The sequence below is a fragment of the Arthrobacter sp. 05N425 genome (genome assembly GCF_056397125.1).
Window position 1 is genome coordinate 1 of the sequence record NZ_JBFTMU010000011.1, and the last position, 25,217, is coordinate 25,217.

Consider the following 25,217-nt stretch of genomic DNA (forward strand, 5'->3'; position numbering starts at 1 on the left):
CAAAATTGGTATCAACAAACTTGGCACACTATTGAGTTCTCAAACAACAGACACACCCGGCACCACCCAAACCCAACGGTCCAGGATCGCTCCGGAGCAACTTTTCAAACTTACCCGAATCCATGAAGCTTTGCAAACCGGCGTTTCCGCCATTCACAATTCCACAGGAGGTCCCCACCCTTATAAAGCGCGCAACATTCCACGCCATTTTCCAGGCCGTTTATCAGGGGGTCGGTCGCTATCTTTCCGCTTCAGCGGCGGCGACTCGAACTACTTTACACACCAACCCGACCCCATACAAATCGGCCCCCGCAAGCACCTCCCCGCGCCACAAACCCCAGAAATCCGCGCCAAAACGGCCCGCGGGGCGCGGGAAGTCGAGGTCCGGCATCGAAAGTGTCGGTGTGGGCTCCGTCACCGGGGCCACGCGTGGTGCCGACACCGTGGGCGGCGGTGGGCGGAGGCCGAGGGACGAGGAGCCGGCGTGCGCAACACCGGCTTAAACGCAAGAAGGGCCGGCAACCAAATGGTTGCCGGCCCTTCTTCAAGCCACTGGCTTCAGCAGTGCTGAATTACCAGGAAGACTTCGTGATGCCCGGGAGCTCACCGCGGTGAGCCATGTCGCGGAAGCGAACACGGGAGATACCGAACTTCTGGAACGTGCCGCGGGGGCGGCCGTCGATGATGTCGCGGTTACGCAGGCGGACCGGCGAGGCGTTGCGGGGCAGCTTCTGCAGGCCGAGGCGTGCAGCTTCGCGTGCTTCGTCGGTTGAGTTGGGGTCAACCAGAGCCTTCTTCAGTTCGAGGCGCTTTGCAGCGTAACGCTCGACGATGACTTTACGCTGTTCGTTCTTAGCGATCATTGACTTCTTAGCCATGTGTTTAGCGCTCCTCTCGGAATTCGACGTGCTGGCGGATTTTGGGATCGTACTTCCGCAGGACCATGCGGTCCGGGTCGTTACGACGGTTCTTGCGCGTCACGTAGGTGTAACCCGTGCCCGCGGTCGACTTGAGCTTGATGATCGGACGTACGTCCTTGTCCTTTGCCACTAGAGCTTCACTCCTCGTGCCAGGATGGCGGCGACGACTACGTCAATGCCGCGTACGTCGATGGTCTTGATGCCACGTGCAGAGACCTGCAGGGTGACATTACGGCGCAGGGACGGAACCCAGTAGCGCTTCTTCTGGATGTTCGGGTCGAACCGGCGCTTGTTGCGGCGGTGCGAGTGCGAAATGCTGTGTCCAAAGCCCGGCTCGGCTCCGGTCACCTGGCAGTGTGCTGCCATGACGACTCTCCTAATGAAAATAATATGAAACGGCTGGCGGAGTTCCGCATAGCCGTGCGATCGGCGGCGTCCGTAGCCAGCCCCACCTGCGTTCCGCAGCAGTCCGACAGCCGGCTGAACCGGCTGCAGTCCTCACTGCGGCGAAGATTGTGGGTCACAGGCACCGGGCGGCGATAACCAAAAGGAATCACTGCGAAGTGCCGGGATACTGGGCGAATACAGGAGTGCACGCAACTTGAGCCCCTAACTACCGGCCACCGGGAGTGCCTGATTCCTCAGCCATTTCCGCCAACCGGAGCAATTGCACACGCTCCGCGCCACCTAGCGCCTACCAAGTCTACGAGCTTGGCGAATTAAAGACCAATCCGGGCCCGCAGGGTGTATAAGCGGCGGCCGTCCCCGCGCAGGCAAGTCACATCAGCGGCGCAGTCCTTTCACAGCAAAATGAAAGGCAACGGGCAGATTCTGGATCCATGAACACACCAACCCAGACTGCCTTGCAGCCCGCGGCCCGACGGGCGCCTGCCGCCGGCAACCCCTTCAAGGGGCAGTACCGCAAACGGCTGTTCAAGGCAGACCTGCTCACCGTGATCGCATGGGCGTCGGTGGCCGGTGCCGTGGCGTTGTGGCTGGCCGACGGCGGCGTCGCCGGATTCTCAAGCGTCGCCGGAGCGTTCACGGCGATGGGGATCGTCGCGGGGCTCGCCGGTATGGACCTGGTGCTGCTCATGCTGCTCCTCGCCGCACGCCTCCCCGTCATCGACGGGGCTGTTGGCCATGACCGCGCCCTTGAATTCCACCGAAAACTCGGCAAGCCGTCCCTGTACCTGCTGCTGGCGCACGGCGTTCTGATCGCGATCGGCTACGGGCTGGCAGAGGGGCTTGACCCGATCAGCGAGTCAGTGGCCCTGTGGGTCAAGGTCCCCGACATGTGGCTGGCGTTCGTGTCCATGGCACTTTTTATCGCCGTCGTCGTCACCTCCCTGGTCGCCGTCCGCCGTCGGTTTCCCTATGAGTTCTGGTATGTCGTCCATCTGCTGACCTACGCCGCCGTGCTGACCTCACTGCCGCACCAGTTCAGCGTTGGTGGACTCTTCGCCGAAGGCACCTGGCAGCGCTGGTATTGGCTTGCGATCTGCATCGCGACGGGCGCCGCGCTGCTGCATTACCGGGTTCTCGAGCCCATTGTCGCCACGGTCCGGCATCAGCTGCGGGTAAGCCGGGTGGTGGCCGCCGGTCACGGCGTGGTCAGCATCGAAATGACGGGCCGGCATCTCGACGAGCTGGCCGGCAGCGGTGGACGGTTCTTCATCTGGCGCTTTCTCGCCCCGGGGCAGTGGTGGCACCCGCACCCGTTCAGCCTTTCCGCTGAGCCCTTGCAGTTCGACGCCGACGGCGGTGGCCGGCTGCGGATTACGGTCCGGAACCTTGGCAGGGGCTCCGCGAGCCTGGCCCGGCTGAAGCCCGGTACCCGGGTGGCGATCGAAGGCCCGTACGGGCTCTTCAGCACCGCCGCCCGCAGCCGGCAGCACGTTGTGATGATTGGTGCCGGCATCGGCATCACCCCCATCCGCGCCCTGCTGGAGAGCACTCCGTTCGCGCCGGGCGATGCGACCGTGATCCTCCGCGGCCACAGCCGGTCCGGTCTGTACCTCGGCGATGAAATCCTCGAGCTCTGCCAACGCCGTGGCGCGACCCTATTCCATCTGACCGGGCGCCGGCCGCGGGGCGTCCAAACCTGGCAACCGGAAACCGAGGCTCGCTCCGGTTACCGGCTGGCGAGCTACGCACCAAACCTCGCCGACGCAGACGTCTACGTCTGCGGCCCCGCGGACTGGGCAAGAAACGTCCTGGATGACGCGCGCCGGGCGGGCGTGCGGGAAGAGCAACTCCACTACGAAAGGTTCGACTGGTGAGAATTCGCGCTGTAGTTTCAGCAACCCTGGCCTCGGTCGGGATCCTTGTGGCCGGCTGGCAGTCGGGAGCGCATGTAGCGAACACGGCCAGCGCCGTCGGCACCACGGCGGGCACCACCGGGTCGGGCTCGAGCGGTTCGGCGGGGAGTTCCGCGCCGTCCTCCGGAGCCACGGGAACCACGGGTTCCTCCAGCTCGACCGGCGCGGCAGCGAAGGCCGGAGGAACCTTTACCGGCGACGTCGTGCAGACCCGCTTCGGTCCGGTCCAGGTGCAAATCACCGTCAGCGGCGGCACCATCTCGGATGTCACCGCACTCCAACTCACCGACGACGGCGGGCGGTCGGTACAGATCAGCAACTACGCCGCACCCCTGCTGCGCGCTGAGGTGCTCCAGGCCCAGTCGGCCAACGTGCAGACCATCAGCGGAGCCACCGTCACCAGTGATGCTTACCTGACCTCGCTCCAGGCGGCCCTCGATGCAGCCCACGTCTGAGCTGGTCCGGCCGGAGCTGAAGGCCAAGACCTTCCGGTGCATGGGGACGGTCGTCAGCCTTACCGTTCCCCTCGGACCAGAGGACTGGACGGCGGACGCCGAAGCGGCGCTGGCGGAGGCCGCCGGCGTCGTCGAACGGCGTTTCGGGGAACTCGACGCCCGCTTCAGCCTTTACCGGCCCGGTTCCGAGGCCAGCAGGCTGGCGGCCGGGGAGCTCTCGCTGCGGGAGGCCTCGCAGGAACTCCGGGACTGCTACGCCGACGCGGCCGAATGGCGCCTCCAGACGGAGGGCGCGTTCACGCCGGAACGTCCGGACGGAGTGCCGGACCTTTCCGGGCTGGTGAAAGGGCTCGCGATCAAGGAAGCGGGGGCCCTCTTGCAGTCACGGGGGCTGGCCGACTGGTGCCTGAACGCCGGCGGTGACGTGTTGGTGGCCGGTTCACCCATCGTGGGCAGCCGGGCGGCGTGGCAGGCCGGCGTCGTGGATCCGCAGGACCGCACGACCCTGATCGCCGCTTACCCGTTGGGCGGCAGCACCGGCATCGGGGCCCTGGCCACCTCCGGCTCCGCCGAACGAGGTGACCACATCTGGACCCGCGGCTCCGGCGTCAGCGAGTTCAGCCAAGTCTCGGTCGCCGCGGCGGACATTCTCACCGCCGATGTGCTCGCGACCGCCATCGTGGCGGGCGGGGTCCGCATGCTCAACCGGGCGACGAGCGGCTGGGACGTTGAGGTGCTCGCCATTCGGACCGACGGGGGCATCCTCGCGACGCCGGGGTTCCGCGCCTGACTTGGGTTCGGCGCGGGCGCTCCCCCCCACCCGTCGCTGTTGACCGGGCCGGCTACCCGCCCGCGGCTGGCAGCGCGTTCGACGCCGCAACACGCGAGTACCAAAGACCGCTCGCCTTGGGGATGCGGCGCTGCGTCTCGTAGTCCACCCGGACCAACCCGAAGCGCTGGTGATAGCCGAAGGCCCATTCGAAGTTGTCCAGCAGGGACCATGCGAAATATCCGCGGACGTCCACGCCGTCCGCCAGTGACTCGTGGACTGCCCGCAGATGTTGATCGAAGAACGCCAGCCGTGCCTGGTCATCCACGAAGCCATCTGCGTCCGGAACGTCTTCGAAGGCGGCGCCGTTTTCCGTGATGTAGATCGGGACCCCGGCCGGCCCGGTGTATTCACGCTGCAGCCGGTTCAGCAGCCGGCGGAGGCCCTCGGGCTGTATTTCCCAGCCCATTCCGGTGACGGGCAGTCCGCGGGGCACCTGCCGGACGCCGTCGGCCGCGACCAAGGGTGACGCGGGAGCTCCTCCGGCCGGTCCGGGGTGCGGCGCCGGATCCTTGGTGAATGCGTCCCCGTGGTAGTAGTTGACGCCCAGCAGATCGAGGGGCTGCGAAATGATGTCGAGATCCCCGGGCCGGACGACCTCGGCCATGCCGAGGTGCGCCACGTCGGCAAGCACATCGACCGGGTATTCGCCCCGGAACAGCGGATCCAGGAACATCCGGTTCGACTGTCCGTCAACTCTCCGGGCGGCGTCGAGGTCCCCTTCCCGGCCCGGGTCGGCCGGATCGGCCACCGTCAGGTTCAACGTGATTCCCAGGGTCGCCTCAGGATCCTGCCGGCGGAGCGCGCGGACGGCCAAGCCATGGCCCAGCAGCAGGTGGTGGACCGCCGCGAGCGCCGCGGCGGGGTCCTGCCGTCCGGGGGCGTGGATGCCCGCACCATAGCCGAGGAAGGCCGAGACCCAGGGCTCGTTGAGCGTGGTCCAGATCCGGACCCGGTCACCGAGGGCCTCGTGCATCACCGCGGCATAGTCGGCAAAGCGCTCAGCCGTTTCCCGCGCAGCCCAGCCGCCATTGTCCTCCAGCGCCTGCGGCAGGTCCCAGTGGTACAGCGTGATCCAGGGCGTGATGCCCGCAGCGAGCAGTTGATCGACCAGCCGCGAGTAAAACGCGATGCCCTCGGGGTTCGGCGTCACACCGTCGGGCATGCAGCGGGCCCAGGAGATGGAGAAGCGGTAGGCGGCCAGGTTCAGGTCCCGCATGAGCCCGATGTCCTGGGCCGAACGGTGGTAGTGGTCGCAGGCGACATCGCCGTTGTGCGCATCCGCGACCGCCCCGGGCACGCGGCAGAAGACGTCCCAGATGGATTCCCCGCGGCCTCCCTCGTGGGCGGCGCCCTCGATTTGGTAGGCCGCGGTGGCAGCGCCCCACAGGAAGCCGGCAGGAAAGGTGAGGGGGCTGCTGTTCATCCTGTTACTGCTCCTTGGGGCGGGAGGGCGTCGGGCCAGAGGGCGTCGTGCTAGAGACGGGTGAGCTGAGGATACCGCGGCGAGAGGCCGTCGCCGGAGGACTTGCCGGTGACCCGGCGCACCACCCAGGGCCCGGCGAACTCGCGCACCCAGCGGGCATTCGCACGGAGCGCCTCGGAGCGGCCGAGCTCCGGGACCGGCGTCATCGGCGGCACATCGATCGAGTGGTCGTGCTCCAGCACGGTGAGGACGCGCCTGGCCATGTTGGCATGGCCGGCAGCGGACATGTGCATCCGGTCGGTCGCCCACATGCCCCAGTCGTAGTACTCGTTGAAGCGCCAGTAGTCCACCAGCAGGGCATCGTGGTCTCCGGCGATGCCGCGGACAAGTTCGTTGTAGATGGCGGTCCGCCCCCGCATGGTCCCGAAGACTTTGGAGCCGCGCGCGTCGAAACCGGTAAACATCACCACGGTGGCACCGGTGGCCTTCAGTTTCCGGATGCCGGCGTCGTATTCCACCAGCAGGTCATCGATGTCGATCTTGGGACGGAGGATGTCATTCGCGCCGGCGTAGATGCTCACCAGGGTGGGTTTGAGTGCGACCGCGGCGTCCACCTGTTCGGCCATGATCTGGCGGAGCTTCCTCCCGCGGATGGCGAGGTTGGCGTAGCCGAAGCCCGGGTCGGCCGCGCCCAGCTGCTCTGCCACCCTGTCGGCCCAGCCCCGCACGCCGTTGGGGCGGGCCTGGTCGTCGTCGCCGACGCCTTCGGTAAAGGAGTCTCCGAGTGCAACGTAGCGGGCTGTGAAATCCATGGATTCAGTCTGCCAGAGCCCCCCGGGTGGGTCACACCGGGGAATCGCCGCAGCTGCTACTCGCGGATCCGGACCGCCGTTTCTCGCAGGTACTGCTCCACCCGGGTGTAAGCATCCCGGGTCAGGGCTTTCCACAAGGCAATGGCCAGGTGAGGGTCGGCGGCTTCCAGCTCGGCGATCGCCTCCACACTGAGCACCATGACCTCTACCGGCCCCACTGCCCGGACGGTGGTTTCCTGCCGGTTGCCGCTGCCCAGCGCCAGTTCGCCAAAGGTCATCCCGGCGCTGAGGGTGTTCAGCTTGACCCGGTCCGCGGTGGGCCCGGGCGACGTGCTGCTGACTTTTCCGGAGGTGATGAAGTAGACCCCGCCGAACCGCAAACCGACACGCCGGATTACGTCGCCGTCGCCATAGGATTTCGGCGTCATCAGCGCTTCCAGCGCCGCCGCCTCCGCTTCCTCCAGGGGCGCCAGCGCGGGCGAGGCGGTGACGGGAACGTGGTCCGGGATCAGCAGATGGTCCCCGTGGCGCTCCAGCAGGCGGTTTTCGCAGTATTCGACGGCGGCGCTCCGTGTTGTGAAGGACGGAACCGGGCGCTCGCTTGACGTTGCCAGGGCTTCGGTGACCGACCCGTCCGCCTCAACCAGCACCAGGTCGCGCCCGGCGTCGGCCATCCCCTGCCTCATTCTGGCCAGCGTACGCACTGCGACCTCGCTGACCTGGTCCGTGCGCCGCATGTCCAGGATCACCAGCTCGACGTCGTCGGCCAGGCCGCTGACCTCACGCACCATGGATTCAGTCCCGGCGAAGAGAAGGTCGCCGTTGAGTTCGATCACCCGGGCCCGGTGGCCGTGGGCACGCAGGACATCGGCGGCCTCGTCGTTGCGGCGGATGCCCGAGGGTGTTTCGGTGACGTCGTAGGCGGCGAGGATGGCGGACCGGCCCGCCCGGGCCGCCCGGACGAAGTGGAGTTCCATGTCGCGGGAGAGTCGCTGCGCGGTGGCCAGCCCGCGGACGCTGCTGCCGTGCTCATCCAGCGGCGGTGAGTAGACCGCCAGGCCCACCTGGCCGGGCAGCACGGCGATGATGCCGCCCGCTACCCCGCTCTTGCCCGGCATCCCCACGCTGCTGATCCAGGCGCCGGCGTCGTCGTACATGCCAGAGGTCATCATGACGGACAGGACTCGCTCCACCGGCCCGATCTCAAGCACCTGTTTGCCGCTGAGCGGGTTCCGGCCGCCGTTGGCCAGCGTGGCCGCCATGATCGAGAGGTCGAAGCAGTTGACCAGGACCGAGCACTGCCGGAAGTAATCCTGCAGAACCGGTGTCGGGTCGTCTTCGATGATGTTGAAGGAGCGAAGCAGGTAGGCGAGGGCTGTATTGCGGTGGCCGTGTTTGAGCTCGGATTCGTAGACCTGCTCGTTGACCGAGAGCTGACGGCCTGCGAACCCGGAGTACGTGCTGAGTATCCGTTTGAACCCGGACTGCCCGCCTGATCCCCTAATCAGGGAGGTGGCAGTGAGGGCCCCGGCGTTGATCATCGCGTTGGCAGGCCGCCCCGTCCCTTCGGCGAGGGAGATCTCGTTGAAGGAATCACCTGACGGTTCCACGTCGACCTTGGCATCCACGGCCTCGGCGCCAAGGTCCTCGAGTGCCAGTCCGTAGGTGAAGGGCTTGGAGATGGACTGGATAGTGAACTCCTCGCGGGTGTCACCGATTTCGTACACCTTGCCGTCAACGGTCGCGAGGGCGATGCCGAAGTTGTCCGGATCCACGTTGGCCATGGCCGGAATGCTGCTGTAAGGCTTGCCGTCCTTGAGCAGCGAGATCTCGGCGTGGATCTGGCGGAGATAGCTGTCGATCGGCGATTCCATAATGCCAAGACTAGGGGACACCGGGCCGCTGGCCGCCCCGGGGTCTCAGGCCCGTTTGTTCTCCCGCAGGATCCAGTGGCCGGCGTCGAGCCGGGACACGATCTTTTCGCCGATACGGGCCAAGGCCGCGATGTCGTCCCGGTCGAGTGCGTCCAGGAACAGTGCGCGGACCGCTTCGACATGACCCGGGGCGAGCCCCTCGATGGTGGCCATGCCGGCCTCGGTGAGGTGTGCCGTGGTCACGCGGGCGTCGCCGGGGTGCGGCCGCCGTTCAAGCCATCCGCGGTTCTGGAGTTTGGTGACCACGTGCGAGAGCCGGGACAGCGAGGCGCTGGTGCGCGCCGCGAGTTCGCTCATCGGCAGGTACCGGCCCTCGGCTTCGGAGAGCATGGCCAGGACGTTGTAGTCGAACAGGGAGAGTTTCCCGGCCGCATGCAGCTGCGTGTCCAGCGCGGCGGGCAACAGCGTGTTGATGCTCAGCTGGGCCAGCCAGGCGCGGCGTTCGTCGGCATTGAGCCAGCGCGGTTCGGTCATGGCTCCATTCTAGGAGCCTCGATGCTTGACGGTTCAACATCGGGCCGGTTTTGGTTCCTGCCTTCTTGCCGCCCGGCGGTAGGCTGGCGCTATGTACGTAGTCTCCCTGACCTACAAGGTGCCCGAAGAGATCGTCGACTTCCACCTGCCGGCGCACGTCGCCTGGCTGCAGGATGCGTTCGACCGCGGCGTCTTTATGGTGGCAGGCCGCAAGATCCCCCGCACCGGCGGCCTCCTGCTGTCCAACGCGGTCCGCGCCGACTTGGACGCGGCACTGTCCAAGGACCCCTTCTACGTCAACGGCGTGGCCGACTTCGACGTCGAAGAGTTCCACGCCAGCCGTGTCGCCCCCGGGTACGAAAACCTGCTGGACAGCTAGCTCAGCCGGCCAGCAGCTTTTTCAGCCCGCCTTTGCGCGGGACTCTCACCGGGTCCGGCCAGCGCGGCTTGAGCTCATCCCCCAGCGTGACGCCGCGCAGCTTGCGGCCAAAGAGGGGAAGCACCCAGTCGTGCACCCAGCGGCGCTGCCGGCGTTCCCAGTCCCGGAGCCCGAGCCGGTCCGGCGGCCCCCATTCCTTGGGGCTGATGTTGTGCGGCACGCCGAGCTGGTCCAGGACCTGCGCGGCAAGGTATTTGTGGCCGGCCTTGGACATGTGGAGCCGGTCCGCATCCCACATCCGCGGGTCGTGGAAGGCATCAAAGCACCAGTAGTCCACCAGCACCGCACCGTACCAGGCAGCCAGCTCCCGGACGCGCCGGTTGTATAGGGCGTTGCGCCGCTTCAGCGGCTCCAGCAGCACCGAGACCTTCACGTCAAAGCCCGTGAACAGCACCACCGTGGCTCCGCTGGCGGCCAGCTTCGCCACCAGGAATTCGTAATCATCCATCAGGTCTTCGATGTCCGTTCCGAAGTCCAGGATGTCGTTGCCGCCGGCGTACAGGGTCACCAGGGTCGGTTCCATGGCAAGCGCCGGTTCCAGCTGCTCGCCGATGATGTGGCGAAGCCGTTTGCTCCGGATGGCGAGATTGGCGTACTCCCAGCCCGGCTCCGCCTTCGCCAGCTTCTCCGCAACCCGGTCCGCCCAGCCGCGGACCCCGTTGGGCAGGCGCTTGCTGTGGTCCCCCACGCCCTCGGTGAACGAGTCCCCCAGGGCGACGAAGAGCCGCCGTCCATGAGTGCCCGGGGCTGGAAGGTTCTCGGCCATGGCGCCACGGTAGTCCCGCCGGACGACGTCGGGGTTAACGTGGGGGGCACAACGGGTGCGGCGGTCCGGGGAATCGGCCTAGAGTTCCGCTTTCCCCAGCCGCCAGTACCCCATAAACGCGACCTGCTTCCGGTCGATCCCCACGTCCCGCACCAGGTAGCGCCGCAACTCCCTGACGGTGCCCGCCTCACCGGCGATCCACGCGTAGAACGGCAGGGCACCGGCCGGCTTGTCCGGGTTCCGGCCGGTCCTGATGGCCGTCGCGTCCAGCCGTGCCGGGGTTTCCCAGAGGATGTCCCGGTCCACGTTGACGTCCTCGGGGTCCGGTCCGACAGAGGGGGGCTGCGCGGTGGCAGCCACCCAGCCCGGCAGCGGCACGGCCGCACGAACAGCCGCCTGGAGGCGCGCCCCGTGCGGCAGGCGCCCGTGCGCACTCCCGCGGGCCAGCCAGGTGATGGCGACGTCGGCGGGCGAGACGAGGTCCTGGAAGTCGGCGGCGGAGGGCACCTCCAGCAGGGCCTGGCCGCTTAGGTACGGCGGGAGGCTTTCCAGGATGGCCCCGATCGCCGGAACCGCGGTTTCATCCCCCGCCAACAGCACCCGCTGGGCCAGTCCCGGACGCCATTCAATGCCGGCGTAACTTTCCGCCGTGACACAGTGCGCAGCCCGGTTGTTGGGTCCGATCAGGACCAAGCCGTCACCCGGCCTTGCCCGGGCTGCCCACTCGGCGGCGGGGCCGCCGTGGCCGGCCGCGTCGAGGTGCAGCACGAAGTCGACGTCGATCTCGGGGAAGACGGCATCCAGGCGTGCCTGCCGCACGGTGTAGGTGCGCATGGCGCCGCGGACAGCCGGGTCGAGGGCCAGCCATTCGCTGTACCAGGCGGGCTTCTCGGTCCGGAATTCGGGCAGCGGGATGTCGCGGCCATCGGCGGCCCGGGAGGGAATCATGAGCTTGATCCGCAGGTCCAGGGTGTTTCCGTGCACGCCGAAGTGCCGCAGCGAGTAGCCGCCGAAGGTGATCCGGCGGAAGTTCGGGCTGAGCTGTTCCACGGCGGTGACGCGGACGTCGAACGCCCTGGTCATGGGCTCGGCGGCGGGCAGAACTGTCACCGTCGCGGAGGCAGGGGACGGGGAAGGCGTTTCAGTCATGGGATCAGCTCCAGTTGCGGGTTCGGTGCTGCGGCGGACGGGGCATGGGCGGACGTGGCGGGTGCGGTGTGGTGGCGGCCGAGGGGGACGACCAGCGGTGTGCCGGAGGCGGGGTCGGGCACCACCCGGGACTCCAGTCCAAAGACGTCGCGGACCAAGGCCTCCGTGATAACCGCCTCGGCGTCCCCTTCGGCCGCGATCCGGCCGCCCTTCATGGCGATGACGTGGTCCGCGTAGCGGGCTGCGAGGTTGAGGTCATGCAGCACGATCGCCACGGTGGTGCCGCGCCGGCGGTTCAGGTCCGTCAGCAGATCCAGGACTTCCACCTGGTGCGCGAGGTCAAGGTAGGTGGTGGGTTCATCGAGCAACAGAACCTCGGTCTCCTGGGCCAGCGCCATCGCGATCCAAGCACGCTGACGCTGGCCGCCGGAGAGCTGGTCCACGGAGCGGTCCGCCAGGTCCAGGGTGTCAGTGGCGGACATGGCGTTGAGCACCGCGCGCTGATCGTCCGGGGATGCCCCGCCGGACCAGCCGCGGAAGAAGCCCTGATGCGGGAAGCGGCCGCGGCCCACCAGGTCCCGGACCGTGATGCCGTCGGGCGCAGTCGGGTGCTGCGGGAGCAGGCCGAGTACGCGGGCAACCTCGCGGGCCGGCCTCGTGTGGATGTCCTTGCCGCCAAGAGTCACTGTGCCGGACGCGGGTTTGAGCAGCCGGGACAGTGCCCGGAGCAGCGTCGATTTTCCGCAGGCGTTGGCTCCGACGATCATGGTGACTTTGCCCTCGGGAATCTCGGTGCTCAGGTCCTCGATGACGGTCCGCTGATCGTATTTCAGCGTCAGGCCGGAGGCGTTCAGGGTTGCCATCTCAGGCGTCCTTTCGGTTGGCGGTGACCAGGAGCCACAGCAGGAACGGTGCACCCAGGGCGCCGGTAACGACGCCGACGGGCAGTACGGTCCCGCCGAGCACGAGCGGTGCGAGGTTCGCCGCAAGGAAGTCTGCGGCCAGGACGATCAGCGCCCCGGCCAGGGCCGAGGCCGGCAGGCTCGCCTTGCGCACAAAGCGGCGGGAAATCGGACCGGCGAGGAACGCCACGAAGGCGACGGGTCCGGCTGCTGCGGTCGCCACGGCCGACAGGCCAACGGCGGCGACGACGACGGCGAGCCGGGTGCGGCCGACGCGGACGCCCAGGCCCGCAGCGGTGTCCTCGCCGAGTTCCAGGATGCGCAGCGGCCGCGCGAGGACCGCAGCTGCGGGGACCAGCACGAGCAGGGCAAGGCCGAGGACCCCGGCCCGCCCCCAGCTGGCGGAGTTGAGCGATCCGTTGAGCCAGACGAGCGCGTCGGCCGCCGTCCGGATGTCCGCCCGGGTCATGAGGAAACTGACCACGGCCTGCAGTGCGGCGGCAATGCCCACTCCGGCCAGGATCAGCCGGTTGCCTGCCGCGTCCCCGCGGTCTGCCGCGGCGCCGAGTGCCCCGCGCCGGGCGATTGCGTAAATGATGCCGGCAACGGCGAGCGCCCCGGCGAGTGCCGCTCCCGAAACCATGGCCCCGGACGCACTGAAGAGAACGATCGCGGTAACCGCCGCGGCGCTGGCGCCGTAACTGATTCCGATCACGTCCGGACTGGCCAAGGGGTTGCGCAGCATCGTCTGGAAGAGTGCGCCGGATAGGCCAAACGCCGCACCGACCAGGCCGCCCACGACGGCGCGCGGCAGCTTGTGCTCCATCACGATGAAGCTCGCGCCCGGGATCTTGGCTCCGCCGGTGAGGTGGGCGGCCAGAATCCGGAAGAAGTCCGGGACGGTGACGGTGTAGCTGCCCAGCAGGACGGCTGCGGCGAAAATTCCTGCCACGGCGAGGGCCAGGAGGGCCGTGCGTGGTGCGGTCTTCACAGCCCGGCCCCCTTGCTTCGGCGGACCAGCCAGATGAAAACAGGCGCACCAACCAGGGCTGTCATGATCCCGGCTGGAACCTCGCCGGGCAGCAGGACCACCCGGCCGGCGATGTCGGCGGCGAGCAGCAGCACCGGGGCCACAACCAGGGAGAATGGCAGGATCCAGCGGTAGTCGGGTCCGGTCAGGAAGCGGACGGCATGCGGAACCACGAGCCCCACGAAGCCGATGGGCCCCGCCAGGGCCGTTGCCGAACCGCAGAGCAGCACAACACCCAGGGCCGTGATGCCCCGGGTCAGGCCCACCCGCTGGCCGAGGCCGCTCGCGAGGTCCTCGCCCAGGGCCAGCCCGTTGAGGTGCCGGCCAGTCCCCAGCACAATGGCCGTACCGAGCAGCAGGAAGGGCAATCCGGCGTGGATCGCGGACCAGTCACGCCCGGCGATGCTGCCCACCTGCCAGAACCGGAAACGGTCCAGCGTGTCCTGGCTGGAGACCAGGATGACGTTCATGAGCGAATACAGCCCCGCGCTCAGGGCGGCGCCCGCCAGGGCAAGCTTGACCGGCGTCGCACCGTCCCTGCCCAGCGAGGCGATCGCGTACACGAGGGCGGCGGCCGCGGCGGCGCCAAGAAACGCGAACCAGATGTATCCGGACAGCGCCGAAATCCCAAAGACGTAAATCCCGGTGACGACCGCCAGGGCCGCGCCGGCATTGACGCCGATGATCCCCGGGTCCGCGAGCGGGTTGCGGGCCACCCCCTGCATCGCCGCCCCGGAAAGCCCCAGGGCCCCGCCCGCGAGGAGGCCAAGGACGGTGCGCGGGATGCGGGCATGAACGACCGCGTGGTCGCCGTCCGCTGGATCAAACGCCGTCAGCGCCTCCCACACGGTCCCCAGGCTGAGGCCTCGGGCGCCAATGGCAAGCGATGCGGCGGCCACCATCGCCAGCACGACGACGGCGGCCAGCAGCCACGCGCCCCGGCGGGCACCGGAGCCACCGGACGATGCCGGTGTTTCCGCCCCGGCCGTCGCGGCAGGCGCGTCGGGACGCGCCGTCGTCGTGGGCATGGTCATCGAAGGGACCTATTTCCCCGCGCCGGCGGCTTTGTCCGCTGCGCCGGCCAGCTGCGGCAGGAAGGTGTCCAGCGCCCAGGGCAGGCTCAGCGGAGAGGACGCCGAGATGGACAGTGTGAGCGTGTTGTCCGAGTCGGCGACGAGCGCGCCGTTCTTGATGGCCGGGATCTGGCCCAGCAGGGCGTCGTTCTTGATGGAATCTGCGGTCTTCGCATCCGGGACCCAGCTCACGAAGACGTCCGAGCTGAGCTCGTTGGCCTTCTCGGCCGACCAAGGGATGAAGAATTCCTTGGAGTTCCTGGACTTGTCCGCCACGATGGGCGCCAGCTTCATGCCGATCTCACTGAGGAAGCGCGGGCGGTTGTCATTGGCGGTGTAGACATTGATCCCGTCGCTCTTGGCTGGCTCGAGGTTGCCATAGATAAAGGTCTTGCCGGCGAGCTGGGGGTACTGCGAGACCTTGTCCTTGATGGTTCCTTCGGTGTCGGCAATGAGCTTGGAGGCCTCCGTCTCCTTGCCGAGCGCCTTGCCGATGATGGCCGTGGAATCCTGCCACGACGTGCCGTAGGCGACCTCGGGCTGGGCCACGACGGGCGCGATCTCGCTGAGCTTCTTGTAGTCCTCCTCCGTCAGGCCCGAATAGGCGCCAAGGATGACGTCCGGGTTGAGCTTGGCGATCTCGGTGAAGTTGATGCCGTCCGCCTCGGAGTACTGGGCCGGGGCTTTCGCCGAGCCGAACCCGGCGCCCAGCCTTTCCAGCGCCGCGTCCTTCCACGGCGTGGACCCCTGGGCGTTGCCGCCCCATTCGTTCTTGGGCACCCCTGCCGGGACCACGCCCAGGGCCAGGGCGACGTCGTCATTGACCCAGGAAACCGTGACGACGCGCTGGGGCTGGTCCTTGATGGTTGTCTCGCCGAAGACGTGCTTGATGGTCACCGGGAACCCCGGGCCGGCGGCCGGAGCGGGGGCGGTCGCCGTCGTCGACGCCGGTCCGGTGGAACAGGCCGCCAGGCCCAGCCCCACGGCGGCCAGGAGCGCCACGGCCCTGAGTGCTTGGCGGCTTAGGCGACGGAGGGTGGGGCGGCCCGAGGGGCGGGGGAAGTCGGCGGAAGCCACGGAACTCCTTAGGTAAGTGATGCGAACCTAAGTAAGGCTAGCCTATCCTTTGTCTAATTACGCAAGACTTCAGTAACCTAATCACCCTGAGGGCCCGCTGCGCGGGTGTGGCTTGAAACTGGACAGGCGTCAGGGAGGTTTGCAAGGATTGGCCCGACCGGTGAATCCGAACCGGCCGTGGAATTGTGAACTTTGATGGATAGGGGAAGTGAGCATGCGCATCGCAATGATGACTGCTGCCACGGTCAGCGGGGTGGCCTCTTTGGCCTGCTACGCGGCCGCACAGTTGCCAGCCCTTCCCCGGCAATCCGGTCCCGGCGCGGACTGATTCCGCGGTAACGCCCGGTCCCAACCGGAGTCGAAGGCTGGCAGTCCCCTGCCCACTTACCGGCCCTGGCGCACTTCTTCCCCGCCTGGCTGGAACCATCCGATTCCGAAAGATTCCGTCATGCAAGAACTCACTGCCCAGCAGATCCGCACGTCCTTCATCAATGCGAGCCGGTCAGAAGCCGCCAAACTCAACCTGCCCAAGAACTTCGACACCCTGGACTGGGAAAGCCTGGACTTCCTCGGCTGGCGCGACGGGAAGATGCCGCTGCGCGGCTACCTGGTGCTGCCCGGCGCGAACGGTCCCACCGGAATCATGCTCCGGGCCCCTGAAGGCGGCGCCAAGAAAAACCGCTCGGTCCTGTGCGAGCTGTGCCGCGACATCTTCTCCAAGGACGACGTCCTGCTCTGGGTGGCCAAGCGTGCCGGGCAGTCCGGCCGCAACGGCAACACGGTGGGCACCCTGATCTGCGCCGAATTCGGCTGCTGCCGCAATGTGCGGGTAGAACCTCCGGTGAACGAGATCAACCCGGATCCGGCCGCCGTCGTCCGCCGACAGATCGACGGCCTGGCGGGACGGACCGCGCAGTTCCTGGACCGCGTCCGGGGAACGTAGCGCCGGCAACCGCAGCGCCGGCTGCCCTAACAGGTCAGCGCAGGACGATGTCCACCGGGTTCGCCTCGGAGCGCCATGTGCCCTCCGAGGCGGACCCCGGGGCGATCACCGGCGCCGTCAGGACGCCGGAGCGGTTGGTGCGCTTGTCCCGGAGGATCTCGGTGACCGAGCCGAGGTGCCGGGACAGGTCGATCACGTTTTCCGGCGCGGCCAGGAGCAGCTGGAACCCGAACTCGTGCAGCGCCTTGATGCCGGCGCCGGCGAATTCCTCCGAGGCCAGCACGAAGGCCTCGTCCATCATCACCGTGCCGTACGTGGTGAAGCCCTGCTCCGCGATCCCCAGCTGGTAGCTCAGTGCCGCGGCCATGATGAAAGCCGTGAAGCGCTGCCGCTCGCCGCCGGACATCGAGCCGGTGTCCGCGTGCATGAAGACCTCGGTCTTCTTCTTCCCGCCCTTCGCCGCCGCCTTGGAACCGGACCCCTGCACCTCGCGATGCTCCTTGCACTGGATAAAGAGATGGCCGCGGACGTCCAGCACCTCGGCGCGCCAGCGCCGGTCCTCGGGAGTCTGCGAACCGAGCCGCTTCACGAGCGTTTCGAGTGACTTGTAGCGGCTGGTGAGCTCGGCGTCCTCGTCCGTCTCCGTCCCGGGCGCCCCGGCGGCAGGCACGGCAGCTTTCCCCGTCCGGGTGTGGCGGACCTTCAGCGCGTTTTGGATTGCGTCCTTGAACTGCTTCGCCGTGGCGGGGAGGGTCTGCTTGATGTCGAGTTCCAGGAAACTGCCCTCGTGGAAGTTCACCTCGGAGAGGATGCCGTTCAGCGGCAGGATCCGGCTGGTGATGGAGCGGCGTTCCTCGTCCAGCAGGTGCAGCAGCGTGCTGAAGGATTCGTGCGTGCGCTGGTTGAAGAACTGCCGGAACTCGGCCTCCTGCGCGGGCAGTCCGTCGCTGACAATCGCGTGGTAGCGGGCCTCGAATTCCCCCGCGGCGCCGATCGAAGTGCCGTGGTCCGCGGAGATCGCCGTGCCCCATTCGCGGACAAAGCCCTCGAAGATGCGCGTGAGCCGTTCCGAGGTGGCCTGCCCGCGGGAGTCGGCCGCGTGCAGCTCGGCCAGCAGCCGGGTCCGGACCTGGTTGGCCAAGTTGTCCAGTTCGTGCATCTCCAGCACCTCGCCGAAGTCCGTGAAGTACGGCGCCAGCGCCTCGACCGTGGCGTCCGACGGCGGTTGCTGGGCCAGGCGCTGCCGTGCGGCGTCCAGCAGGGAGTCAGCCGAGGTGAGCTGCGCATCGAGGGCCTTGTACTCGCTTTGCAGCACGGCGGCGGCCTCGGTGCTGGACTGGTGCTTCTGCCGGGCGGCCTCGATGTTGGCACGCAGCGGTTCGAGATCGGCCTGCGCGGCCAGGGCGTCCTTGAGCCGCTGCTCGATCCGGGCGAGCTCGTCCGCCGCGACCGCTGCCGAAACCTGCTCCCAGGTCCGGTGGTCATCCGCCACGCGGCGCAGCGCGTCGAGCTGTCGGGTCATGCCCTGGTGGGATTCTTCCCGGCTTTGGGCCAGTTCGGCCGCCTTGGCGAGTTCCTGCTGCAGGTCCTCGACCTGCGCCGCGACAAGTTCGAGCTTGGAGGCGTTGTCGAAGCCGAGGACGTAGTCCTGCCGGGAGGTGAAGCGGTCATCCTTTTCCACCGTGTGGCGGTTGCGCTTGACCACGCCGCCCAGGCTCAATCCCTTGTCCAGCCGGGCCAGCTCGTCCGGGTCCTCGACGCAGGGGTAGGCGAAATCGAGGGCGATCCGCTCCCGGATCCATTCGCCCGGCTCGGCGGCCGGCCCGGCGGTAAGGATGTCCAGTTTGGTCAGCAGCTCGCCGTCGGCGGCGTCCTGCACGGCCAGCGCACCGCCGGCGAGCGGCTTCGAGACGTCCACGGCGCGCAGCGCGCCGCGGACCGGGTGGTCGTTGAGGTAGCGGGTGACGGCGGCGAAGTGCTCGCCCGGAACCAGCAGCGTGGTGGCCAGGCTGCGCAACGCGCGCTCGGCCGCCGGACGCCACTGCTCTTGGCCCTCGGCGAGGTCGATCAACTCGCCGCCGAAGGGCATCTGCTCCTCGGGAACACCGGTGGCGGCCGCGATGGCGCTGCGGTTTTCGATGCTCGACGGCGGCAGCAGGGACTTGCGCGTCTTGAGCGAGACCAGTTCCTGCTGGGCCGCGGCGAGTTCCCGCTTCCTGGTCGCGTGGCCGTCGAAGGCCTCGAAGCGCAGCTCCTTGAGCGCTTCCGAGTCGTCCTTGAGCTCGGCCGAGCGGGCGGCGGCGTGCTCGTGCGCCTGCTCCCAGCCGGCGGCGGTCCATTCGAGCTCCAGACCGGCGTCGGTCAGGGCCTTGCGGGCGGATTCCTCCACCTGCTGGCGGAGTTTGAGGCCCACCCGGGCGTTCTCCAGCGACTGCTCAATCGCGGAGATCGCGTTGCCGCCCTGGTTGTTGTAGTCCGCCTCGAGCTGGCGCAGTTCCTTGGCCAGGCCGTCGCGGACGCCGCGTTCAGCCCCGAGTTCCTTGGCTTTCGCCTGGGCCAGGTCCTTGAACCGGGCGAGCGTCTTCTCGTGCACGGTGACGGCGAGTTGCTGCTTATAGGCCTCAAATTCCTCGCCCGCGAGCTCCCGGAGCCGGTTCGCGTCGAGCAGCGACTGCGCATACTCCTTGTTCAGTCCGGGGACCGGAGCGAGCTGGTCGCGCTGCTGCCGGACGTCCTCGAGCCGCTGCCGGATGGACATCAGGTTACTGAATTCCTCGACGACGTCGTCCGCGGCGGCCAGCGTGGCGGGCGCATCCAGGACCTGGTCGCGGAAGAAGGTGTTGACGCTGCCGCCAAGGCCCTTTCCGGCCTGGATGACGCGCAGCAGCGGGAGCGCCTGGTCCGAGTTGATCCCCAGCAGGCGGCGGAAGCGCTCCGCGAAGGCCTTGTGGACGTCGAAGATCTGCGCCTCCGGGAAGAGCGCGTCCAGCGCAGACTTGGTGAACCGCTTCTCCGCAATGCCCTCAAGCGCGGCCAGGTCCAGCGGCCTGTTATCGATCAGGTAGTACCGGCCCACACTGGACTCGGTGCCGTTCTTCGGCAGGTCGAACAACGCGGAAATGGTCACGCGGGTGCCCGCGGCATTGTCGAAGGTCAGTGCGACGGCGGACCAGGTGGCCCCGGGGCGCTGGAAGGCACTCGCCGAGCCCTCGCCGACGGCCTTGTCCCCCACCTTGCCGCGCATGTACGTGAACGTGGTCCGCTTGTCCTCGACCGCGCCGCCGGCACGCTGGGCGGCGGCCTCGTTGGAGCGCGGCCGGGCGTCGAAGACCCGCAGCATGGCGTCGAACAGCGTGGACTTGCCGACGCCGGAGTTGCCGGTCAGCAGGGTGCCGTTGCGGTCCACGTGCATCGTGTGGGCGCCATGGAACGTGCCCCAGTTGACGACCTGGACGAGGGCGAGGCGCATCTGGCCGGGGTTGGTGAGCTCACCCATTGGCAGCATGGTCGCGATGCTCACTTGGCTTCCTCCGCTTCTTCAGTGTGGTCGCCTTGCGCGGCCCCACCGGCGACATGCTCTGCATGCTCGCTCGTTCCTCGCTTAGACGCATGCTGCCGCATGTCCCCGGCGTCGCCGCTGGTCCGGTCACCTTGAGCGGCGTCGCCGTCGTCGTCCGAGTCGTCCTCCTCCGGATGCTCGCCGTCGAGTTCCAGAAGGGGTTCGGTGCCGGAGGGGTCGGTGGAGGCGGCGATCAGGGCCTCGATCTGGGCCGGGATGTCGCCGATGTTTTCGAAGGGGAGGGCGAGCGGGAGGGCGTTGGAGATGGTGTAGACCTCGTCCAGGCCGGTGGTGAGGAGGAGCTGGCGGGCCAGGAGCTTGGTGATGGCGCGATTGACGACGTCGGAATCGCGCAGGGCGTCCTGCTGGCCGGAGGGCTGGTAGTGGGCCACGAGGTCGGCGATTTCCTCCCGCGTGATCGTGGGGTCGGTCTGGGCCGTGACATGGCGGTCCAGCAGCAAGCGCAGGCGGAGCAGCACGATGGTTTCGACCCGGCTCAGGGCCCGCTGTTGGCGCAGGATGCTGGAACGGGTGCTGCCGCCGATCGCCTCGGGGTCCACCGGGCGCAGCACCGCGACCTTGCGTTCGTGGTCCAGCTGAAGCGTCAGGAAGAGCTCGGAGAGCCTGCTGCGCAGGATCAGCTGGTTGTCCAGCAAGGTGGTCCACAGCTTCTCGTCCCGGCCGCCGTCGATGTACGGGCCTTTGAGGAGCTTCACGAGGGCCTGGCGGACCTTCATCGGGAGCACGCCGGTGTCCCCCGGGAAGAGGGCGGCGCCGTCGACGAAGGTGTCCCGCGGGGTGACGGTGAAGGGTTCGGCGGGCGCGTGCTGCGGCTCCTGCTCCGGCTCCTGGTCCGGCTCCGTCTCGTGCACTTCCTGGGAAAGTTCGGTCATCTTCAATCCTTCTTGAGCGTGACGACGGGCAGGTAGGCGGTGCGGGTGGAGCCGTCGATTTGTTCGAAGTCCAGCGGCTCCCAGGCCTCGCGGTCGAAGCCCGCGCCCTGGTGCAGGGCGTGCGAGAGCAGGGCCCGGATGGAGTTGATGTGGCGTTCCCCCTCCGGCAGCTGCGCCCAGGCCTCGGCCAGCGTGGAGGCGCCGGCGGACGCGGCGCGGATCGCCTCGGGGCTGGCCTTGCCGGTCCGCGGCGAGCGCACCCGGTCCGAGTCGCTGAACGCGATCGGGTCGGCCAGCTTCGGCGGCGCGGCAAACTCGTCCGGGTCGAAGAGCTTGACCATGGCCAGGGATTCGAAGCCGGCGTTGAAGAGCACCGGGCCGCGGACCAGGCCGGGTCGTTCGCGCTCGTAGGGCAGCGATCGGATTGCCTGCTCGGCCTCCCGCAGAACTTTTCGTAGCCGGACGGACTGGCGGTAGTCGTCGCTCTGGACATAGGTGTTGAGGCTTTCGCTGAGCTTGCCGTAAATCCGCTGGATCTGGCTGTGCTGGCTGCGCAGTTCGGCCACCAGGTTCTTCAGCGTCTCGCGCTCGTCCTGGCTGAGTTCGTCCGCGAACTGCCGGCTGAGCACCTCCCCGATCGCGGAACGGAAGCGAAGCTGCTGCTGCGGGTCCTCGAGGAAGGCGGTGAAGGACCGGAACGTCCTGCCCTCCGGGCTCTGCCGGAGCCGCTTGTCAGCCTCCAGCACCTGCGCCATGGTGGCGCCCTTGCTCAGGGATTCTTCGATGATCTGGTTCCGGAGCTCGCCCACCAGCTCCTCGATCCGGTCACGCATCTTCTTGTAGTCCGCCGGCAGGCTCGCGGCGAGGTCCAGGATGTTGCCGGCCGCTTCGACGGCCTCTTCGTCGTCGAGCAGTCCGTCGAACTCGCCGGAACTGATCTCCTCGATCAGTTGGCGGCGTTCGCCGATCTCCTCCTCCAACGATTCCAGCCGGGCGCTCTGGTCCGGGTTGGTCTCGTTGGCGAGCTTCTCGACGTCGCCCAGCAGCGTGCCGAGCCGGGAGCCGTTGAGCGTGGAACGTTCACTGGACAGGCTGTCCAGGAACGCAAGGACGCGGGCGGCGGGCTCGGTGACTTCGTACACGATCTGGCCCGACTGGTTCCGCCGGGTCAGGAAGTTCTTGCGGGTCCACTCGTCGCCGAATCCTTTGCCGTTGGCGGATCCGCCCAGACCCGGCTCCTGGCGCCGGAGTTGCTCAAGGAAAGCGTCGACGTCGGCGTGGAACTGTTCCAGCGGCAGCTGCGGCCGGGTGCGGGTGAAGGATGCCTGCAACACGGCGATCACCCACGGCGCCGACCGGGTCAGCGCCCAGGCCGGCCCCTTCGTAAGGAGTTCGAGGTCCCGGAGCCGGGCGCTGATGGCGTCGGCGGAGGACACAGCGGAACGGGACACGCAATTCTCCAATCGCTGCCGTAGGTGGGGTCGGGCAGCGGATCTAAGAAAACTGCCAACTACAAGGTTAACGCAGGGCCTCCCAATCCCTGATCCCTGCTGAACCGCTCGCGCAGCGGGTCAGCCGGCGCGAGGACCGGGCTGCGGGTGAGGTTTCCGCGACCACTCCGTGACCTACGCCCGGGTAGCATTTCGATCCCGTATCAAGGCCTCACGACGCGCCTCAAGACTCTGGCTGGGTTCCCCTCCGGCACCCTACGCTCGGGCTACTGGTTCAGCCGGAGCGTCGGTGCAGGAGGAAGAATGCAATTCGATTTAAGCGCAGTGGAAACGGCCACCATGGTGTTCGTCGGGACGCTGGTTTTCGCCCTCGTGATAGCCCTCTTCATCATGGCCGCGGCCTTCGCGGCCCTGATGCTGGTGGGTGCAGCCCGGCTGTCCTGGTTCGTGGCTGCCAGTGTCCTGCTCGGCCTGGTCCATGGCATCAACGCCGGCTGGGACCGGCTGCTGCACCACGCCGCAACGGTGGAGCTCCCGGGAGAATTCCCCGGCGAACTAATAGGGCAGTCCTCCCCTAGTACGGGCACCTACCCGCGGGTAGTATTGCGGGACAGCTGAAGGGTCCTCCACCCGCGGCGGATCCAGGGCTCGAGCCGGACAACCCGGTTAGAGGAGATGCCCAATGAGCTCCGCCGTCGACAACCCAGCCACCGAAGATCCGGCCACCGACAGCCCCGCCGCCGAAGTTCCGGTGGCCGCGCAAAAGATCGGTCCCGAGGCCACCGCGGCAGATGCCCGGGCCATCGCCGAAGCCGCCCGCGAAACCAGTTGGGACCGCCCCAGCTTCGCCAAGGGTCTCTACCTCGGCAGCTTCGACCTCAGTCTCATCCACCCCTGGCCGCAGGCGCCGGCGGACGACGTCGAACGCGGCGAAGCGTTCATGGAGCGGCTCACCACATTCTGCCGGACCATGTCCGGCCGAACTATCGAGCGCGACGCCAAGATCCCCGACGAATACCTCTCCGGGCTGGCGGCCCTGGGCGTCTTTGGCATGAAGATCCCCCGCGAATACGGCGGCCTGGGCCTTTCCCTCGTGTACTACGGCCGGGCGCTGGCCCTGCTGGGTTCGGTCCACCCCAGCCTCGGTGCCCTCCTGTCCGCGCACCAGTCGATCGGTGTCCCGGAACCGGTCAAGGTGTTCGGCACGCCGGAGCAAAAGCGCGAGTACCTGCCGCGTTGCGCTTCCGGCGCTGTGACGGCGTTCCTGCTCACCGAGCCCGACGTCGGCAGCGATCCGGCCCGGATGGGCAGCACCGCCGTCCCCTCCGAGGACGGCCGGTCGTACACGCTGGACGGCGTGAAGCTCTGGACCACCAACGGCGTGATCGCCGAACTCGTGGTGGTGATGGCGCTCGTCCCCGCGCACACCGACGCGGACGGAACCGCGCACAAGGGCGGCATCAGCGCCTTCGTGGTGGAAATGGACTCCCCCGGCATCACGGTGGAGAACCGCAACGCGTTTATGGGCCTGCGCGGCATCGAAAACGGCGTCACCCGCTTCCACCAGGTCCAGGTGCCGGCCGCCAACCGGCTGGGGCGTGTTGGACAGGGCTTGAAAATCGCCCTCACCACGCTCAACACCGGACGCCTCTCCATTCCCGCACTCTGTGTTGCCTCCGGCCGCTGGAGCCTGAAAATCGCCAGGGAATGGTCCAACGCCCGCACCCAGTGGGGCCGCCCGGTGGGCGAGCACGAGGCGGTGGGCAAGAAGATCGCCTTCATCGCCGCCAGCGCCTTCGCGCTGGACGCCGTGTTCGAGCTGTCCGCGGAGCTGGCCGACGCCGGGCAGAAGGACGTCCGGATCGAAGCCGCCCTCGCCAAGCTGTGGTCCACCGAAATCAGCTGCCGGATCGCCGACGAACTGGTGCAGATACGCGGCGGTCGAGGCTTCGAAACCGCCGATTCGCTGGAGGCGCGCGGCGAGCGCGCCGTACCGGCCGAACAGCAGCTGCGGGACCTGCGGATCAACCGGATCTTCGAGGGCTCCTCGGAAATCATGCGGCTCCTGATCGCACGTGAGGCGGTGGACGCCCATCTGGCCGCCGCGGGTGCGCTCGCCTCCGAGGACGCCAGTCTGTCCGAAAAGGCGAAGGCCGCGGTGGGCGCCTCCGGCTTCTACGCCCGCTGGCTGCCGAAGCTGGTGGCCGGTACCGGGATGGATCCGCGCTCCTACGGCGACTTCGGCCGGCTCGCCAGGCAGCTGCGCTTCGTGGAACGCGCGTCGCGGCGGCTGGCGCGGCAGACCTTCTACGGAATGGGCCGCTGGCAGGCAAAGCTGGAACACAAGCAGGCGTTCCTGGGCCGGATCGTGGACATCGGAGCGGAGCTGTTCGCGATGGCCGCCTGCTGCTCGCGGGCGGAGATGCTGCTCCGGACCTCCCCGGAACGAGGCGCCTCGGCCTACGAGCTCGCCGACGCCTATTGCGAGCAGGCGCGGGTCCGCGTCGAGGAGTATTTCGACCAACTCTGGCGCAACACCGACGACGGCGACCGCGCCCTCACGCGCCAGGTCCTCGCCGGGGACTTCGAATGGCTTGAGGCGGGCGTGCTGGACCAGTCGGAGGGGACCGGCCCCTGGATTGCGGATGCCAGCCCGCGCGCCTCGGTGAAGGAGAACCTGCACCGAAAGTACCGCTGACGTGGGGCGATGCCGGTGCGGCCACGCTCTGGCATGAATAGTAAGCATCCTTGCTATTGGCGCGGC

23 protein-coding genes are annotated in these 25,217 nt (G+C 67.9%); 7 read left to right on the forward strand and 16 right to left on the reverse strand.

Translation table 11 applies throughout. The annotated features are described in order from the left end of the window. Positions 1-572: 572 nt before the first annotated feature. Genes rpsN through rpmB form a run of 3 tightly spaced genes read right to left on the reverse strand, consistent with a single transcriptional unit; the run spans position 573 to position 1,286 of the window. Positions 573-878, reverse strand: coding sequence for a 30S ribosomal protein S14 (gene rpsN, locus AC1DGE_RS13235; protein WP_043485315.1), 306 nt, complete (start codon positions 876-878; stop codon positions 573-575). 4 nt (positions 879-882) lie between these two features. Beyond that, on the reverse strand, positions 883-1,050 hold the full coding sequence (gene rpmG, locus AC1DGE_RS13240) for a 50S ribosomal protein L33 (protein ID WP_056737121.1): 168 nt from the start codon (positions 1,048-1,050) through the stop codon (positions 883-885). Continuing rightward, positions 1,050-1,286 carry a 50S ribosomal protein L28 gene (rpmB, locus tag AC1DGE_RS13245; RefSeq protein ID WP_011693744.1) on the reverse strand — a complete coding sequence of 79 codons (237 nt, stop codon included), beginning with the start codon at positions 1,284-1,286 and terminating at the stop codon, positions 1,050-1,052. Before rpmB ends, rpmG begins: the two co-directional genes overlap by 1 nt. Positions 1,287-1,759: 473 nt before the next feature. Here rpmB and AC1DGE_RS13250 point away from each other — a divergent pair, with 473 nt between their 5' ends. From AC1DGE_RS13250 to AC1DGE_RS13260, 3 genes are read left to right on the forward strand one after another with little or no spacing between them, the layout of a single operon-like run. Continuing rightward, positions 1,760-3,202 carry a ferredoxin reductase family protein gene (locus AC1DGE_RS13250; protein WP_476917594.1) on the forward strand — a complete coding sequence of 481 codons (1,443 nt, stop codon included), beginning with the start codon at positions 1,760-1,762 and terminating at the stop codon, positions 3,200-3,202. Next, positions 3,199-3,696, forward strand: a complete 498-nt coding sequence (locus AC1DGE_RS13255) for an FMN-binding protein (protein ID WP_476893433.1) — start codon at positions 3,199-3,201, stop codon at positions 3,694-3,696. The genes AC1DGE_RS13250 and AC1DGE_RS13255 overlap by 4 nt, the downstream gene beginning before the upstream one ends. After that, complete coding sequence (locus AC1DGE_RS13260; RefSeq protein WP_476917595.1) at positions 3,680-4,486, forward strand: FAD:protein FMN transferase; 807 nt, start codon at positions 3,680-3,682, stop codon at positions 4,484-4,486. Before AC1DGE_RS13255 ends, AC1DGE_RS13260 begins: the two co-directional genes overlap by 17 nt. Before the next feature lie 52 nt (positions 4,487-4,538). Here AC1DGE_RS13260 and AC1DGE_RS13265 read toward each other — a convergent pair whose 3' ends face one another. From AC1DGE_RS13265 to AC1DGE_RS13280, 4 genes are read right to left on the reverse strand one after another with little or no spacing between them, the layout of a single operon-like run. Next, positions 4,539-5,951 carry a GH1 family beta-glucosidase gene (locus AC1DGE_RS13265; RefSeq protein WP_476917596.1) on the reverse strand — a complete coding sequence of 471 codons (1,413 nt, stop codon included), beginning with the start codon at positions 5,949-5,951 and terminating at the stop codon, positions 4,539-4,541. A 50-nt stretch (positions 5,952-6,001) separates the two neighbouring features. Next, complete coding sequence (locus tag AC1DGE_RS13270) at positions 6,002-6,763, reverse strand: SGNH/GDSL hydrolase family protein (RefSeq protein ID WP_476917597.1); 762 nt, start codon at positions 6,761-6,763, stop codon at positions 6,002-6,004. Positions 6,764-6,819: 56 nt separating this feature from the next. Further along, a complete protein-coding gene (glsA, locus tag AC1DGE_RS13275) occupies positions 6,820-8,637 on the reverse strand; it encodes a glutaminase A (protein WP_476909631.1) in 1,818 nt (605 codons plus the stop codon). Positions 8,638-8,682: 45 nt separating this feature from the next. After that, the gene (locus AC1DGE_RS13280; RefSeq protein WP_476917598.1) at positions 8,683-9,171 is read right to left on the reverse strand and encodes a MarR family winged helix-turn-helix transcriptional regulator; all 489 of its coding nucleotides are present in this window, start codon (positions 9,169-9,171) and stop codon (positions 8,683-8,685) included. Positions 9,172-9,262: 91 nt separating this feature from the next. On the opposite strand from AC1DGE_RS13280, the gene AC1DGE_RS13285 reads away from it, so the two are divergent. Next, positions 9,263-9,550 carry a YciI family protein gene (locus AC1DGE_RS13285; protein WP_476917599.1) on the forward strand — a complete coding sequence of 96 codons (288 nt, stop codon included), beginning with the start codon at positions 9,263-9,265 and terminating at the stop codon, positions 9,548-9,550. A gap of 1 nt (position 9,551) precedes the next feature. On the opposite strand, the gene AC1DGE_RS13290 is transcribed toward AC1DGE_RS13285, so the two are convergent. The 6 genes from AC1DGE_RS13290 to AC1DGE_RS13315 form a co-directional block, all read right to left on the reverse strand. Beyond that, positions 9,552-10,376, reverse strand: coding sequence for an SGNH/GDSL hydrolase family protein (locus tag AC1DGE_RS13290; protein ID WP_441419295.1), 825 nt, complete (start codon positions 10,374-10,376; stop codon positions 9,552-9,554). 78 nt (positions 10,377-10,454) lie between these two features. Beyond that, on the reverse strand, positions 10,455-11,525 hold the full coding sequence (locus AC1DGE_RS13295) for a siderophore-interacting protein (protein WP_476917600.1): 1,071 nt from the start codon (positions 11,523-11,525) through the stop codon (positions 10,455-10,457). Then, positions 11,522-12,388 (reverse strand): ABC transporter ATP-binding protein, encoded by an 867-nt coding sequence (locus tag AC1DGE_RS13300; protein WP_476917601.1) that lies wholly within the window; start codon positions 12,386-12,388, stop codon positions 11,522-11,524. The genes AC1DGE_RS13295 and AC1DGE_RS13300 overlap by 4 nt, the downstream gene beginning before the upstream one ends. 1 nt (position 12,389) lies before the next feature. Continuing rightward, positions 12,390-13,418 (reverse strand): FecCD family ABC transporter permease, encoded by a 1,029-nt coding sequence (locus AC1DGE_RS13305; RefSeq protein WP_476893426.1) that lies wholly within the window; start codon positions 13,416-13,418, stop codon positions 12,390-12,392. Further along, complete coding sequence (locus tag AC1DGE_RS13310) at positions 13,415-14,491, reverse strand: FecCD family ABC transporter permease (RefSeq protein WP_476917602.1); 1,077 nt, start codon at positions 14,489-14,491, stop codon at positions 13,415-13,417. The genes AC1DGE_RS13305 and AC1DGE_RS13310 overlap by 4 nt, the downstream gene beginning before the upstream one ends. A gap of 9 nt (positions 14,492-14,500) precedes the next feature. Next, positions 14,501-15,532 carry an iron-siderophore ABC transporter substrate-binding protein gene (locus AC1DGE_RS13315; protein WP_476917632.1) on the reverse strand — a complete coding sequence of 344 codons (1,032 nt, stop codon included), beginning with the start codon at positions 15,530-15,532 and terminating at the stop codon, positions 14,501-14,503. A 523-nt stretch (positions 15,533-16,055) separates the two neighbouring features. Here AC1DGE_RS13315 and AC1DGE_RS13320 point away from each other — a divergent pair. After that, on the forward strand, positions 16,056-16,550 hold the full coding sequence (locus tag AC1DGE_RS13320) for an FBP domain-containing protein (protein WP_476917603.1): 495 nt from the start codon (positions 16,056-16,058) through the stop codon (positions 16,548-16,550). A 34-nt stretch (positions 16,551-16,584) separates the two neighbouring features. Here AC1DGE_RS13320 and AC1DGE_RS13325 read toward each other — a convergent pair whose 3' ends face one another. From AC1DGE_RS13325 to AC1DGE_RS13335, 3 genes are read right to left on the reverse strand one after another with little or no spacing between them, the layout of a single operon-like run. Further along, the gene (locus AC1DGE_RS13325) at positions 16,585-20,070 is read right to left on the reverse strand and encodes an ATP-binding protein (RefSeq protein ID WP_476909635.1); all 3,486 of its coding nucleotides are present in this window, start codon (positions 20,068-20,070) and stop codon (positions 16,585-16,587) included. Then, on the reverse strand, positions 20,067-21,002 hold the full coding sequence (locus AC1DGE_RS13330; protein WP_476917604.1) for a DUF4194 domain-containing protein: 936 nt from the start codon (positions 21,000-21,002) through the stop codon (positions 20,067-20,069). Before AC1DGE_RS13330 ends, AC1DGE_RS13325 begins: the two co-directional genes overlap by 4 nt. A 2-nt stretch (positions 21,003-21,004) precedes the next feature. Further along, complete coding sequence (locus AC1DGE_RS13335; protein ID WP_175324001.1) at positions 21,005-22,453, reverse strand: DUF3375 family protein; 1,449 nt, start codon at positions 22,451-22,453, stop codon at positions 21,005-21,007. Between the two features lie 303 nt (positions 22,454-22,756). Here AC1DGE_RS13335 and AC1DGE_RS13340 point away from each other — a divergent pair, with 303 nt between their 5' ends. After that, on the forward strand, positions 22,757-23,071 hold the full coding sequence (locus tag AC1DGE_RS13340) for a hypothetical protein (RefSeq protein WP_441419286.1): 315 nt from the start codon (positions 22,757-22,759) through the stop codon (positions 23,069-23,071). A 64-nt stretch (positions 23,072-23,135) separates the two neighbouring features. After that, positions 23,136-25,151 carry an acyl-CoA dehydrogenase family protein gene (locus AC1DGE_RS13345; RefSeq protein ID WP_441419285.1) on the forward strand — a complete coding sequence of 672 codons (2,016 nt, stop codon included), beginning with the start codon at positions 23,136-23,138 and terminating at the stop codon, positions 25,149-25,151. Positions 25,152-25,217: the final 66 nt, after the last annotated feature.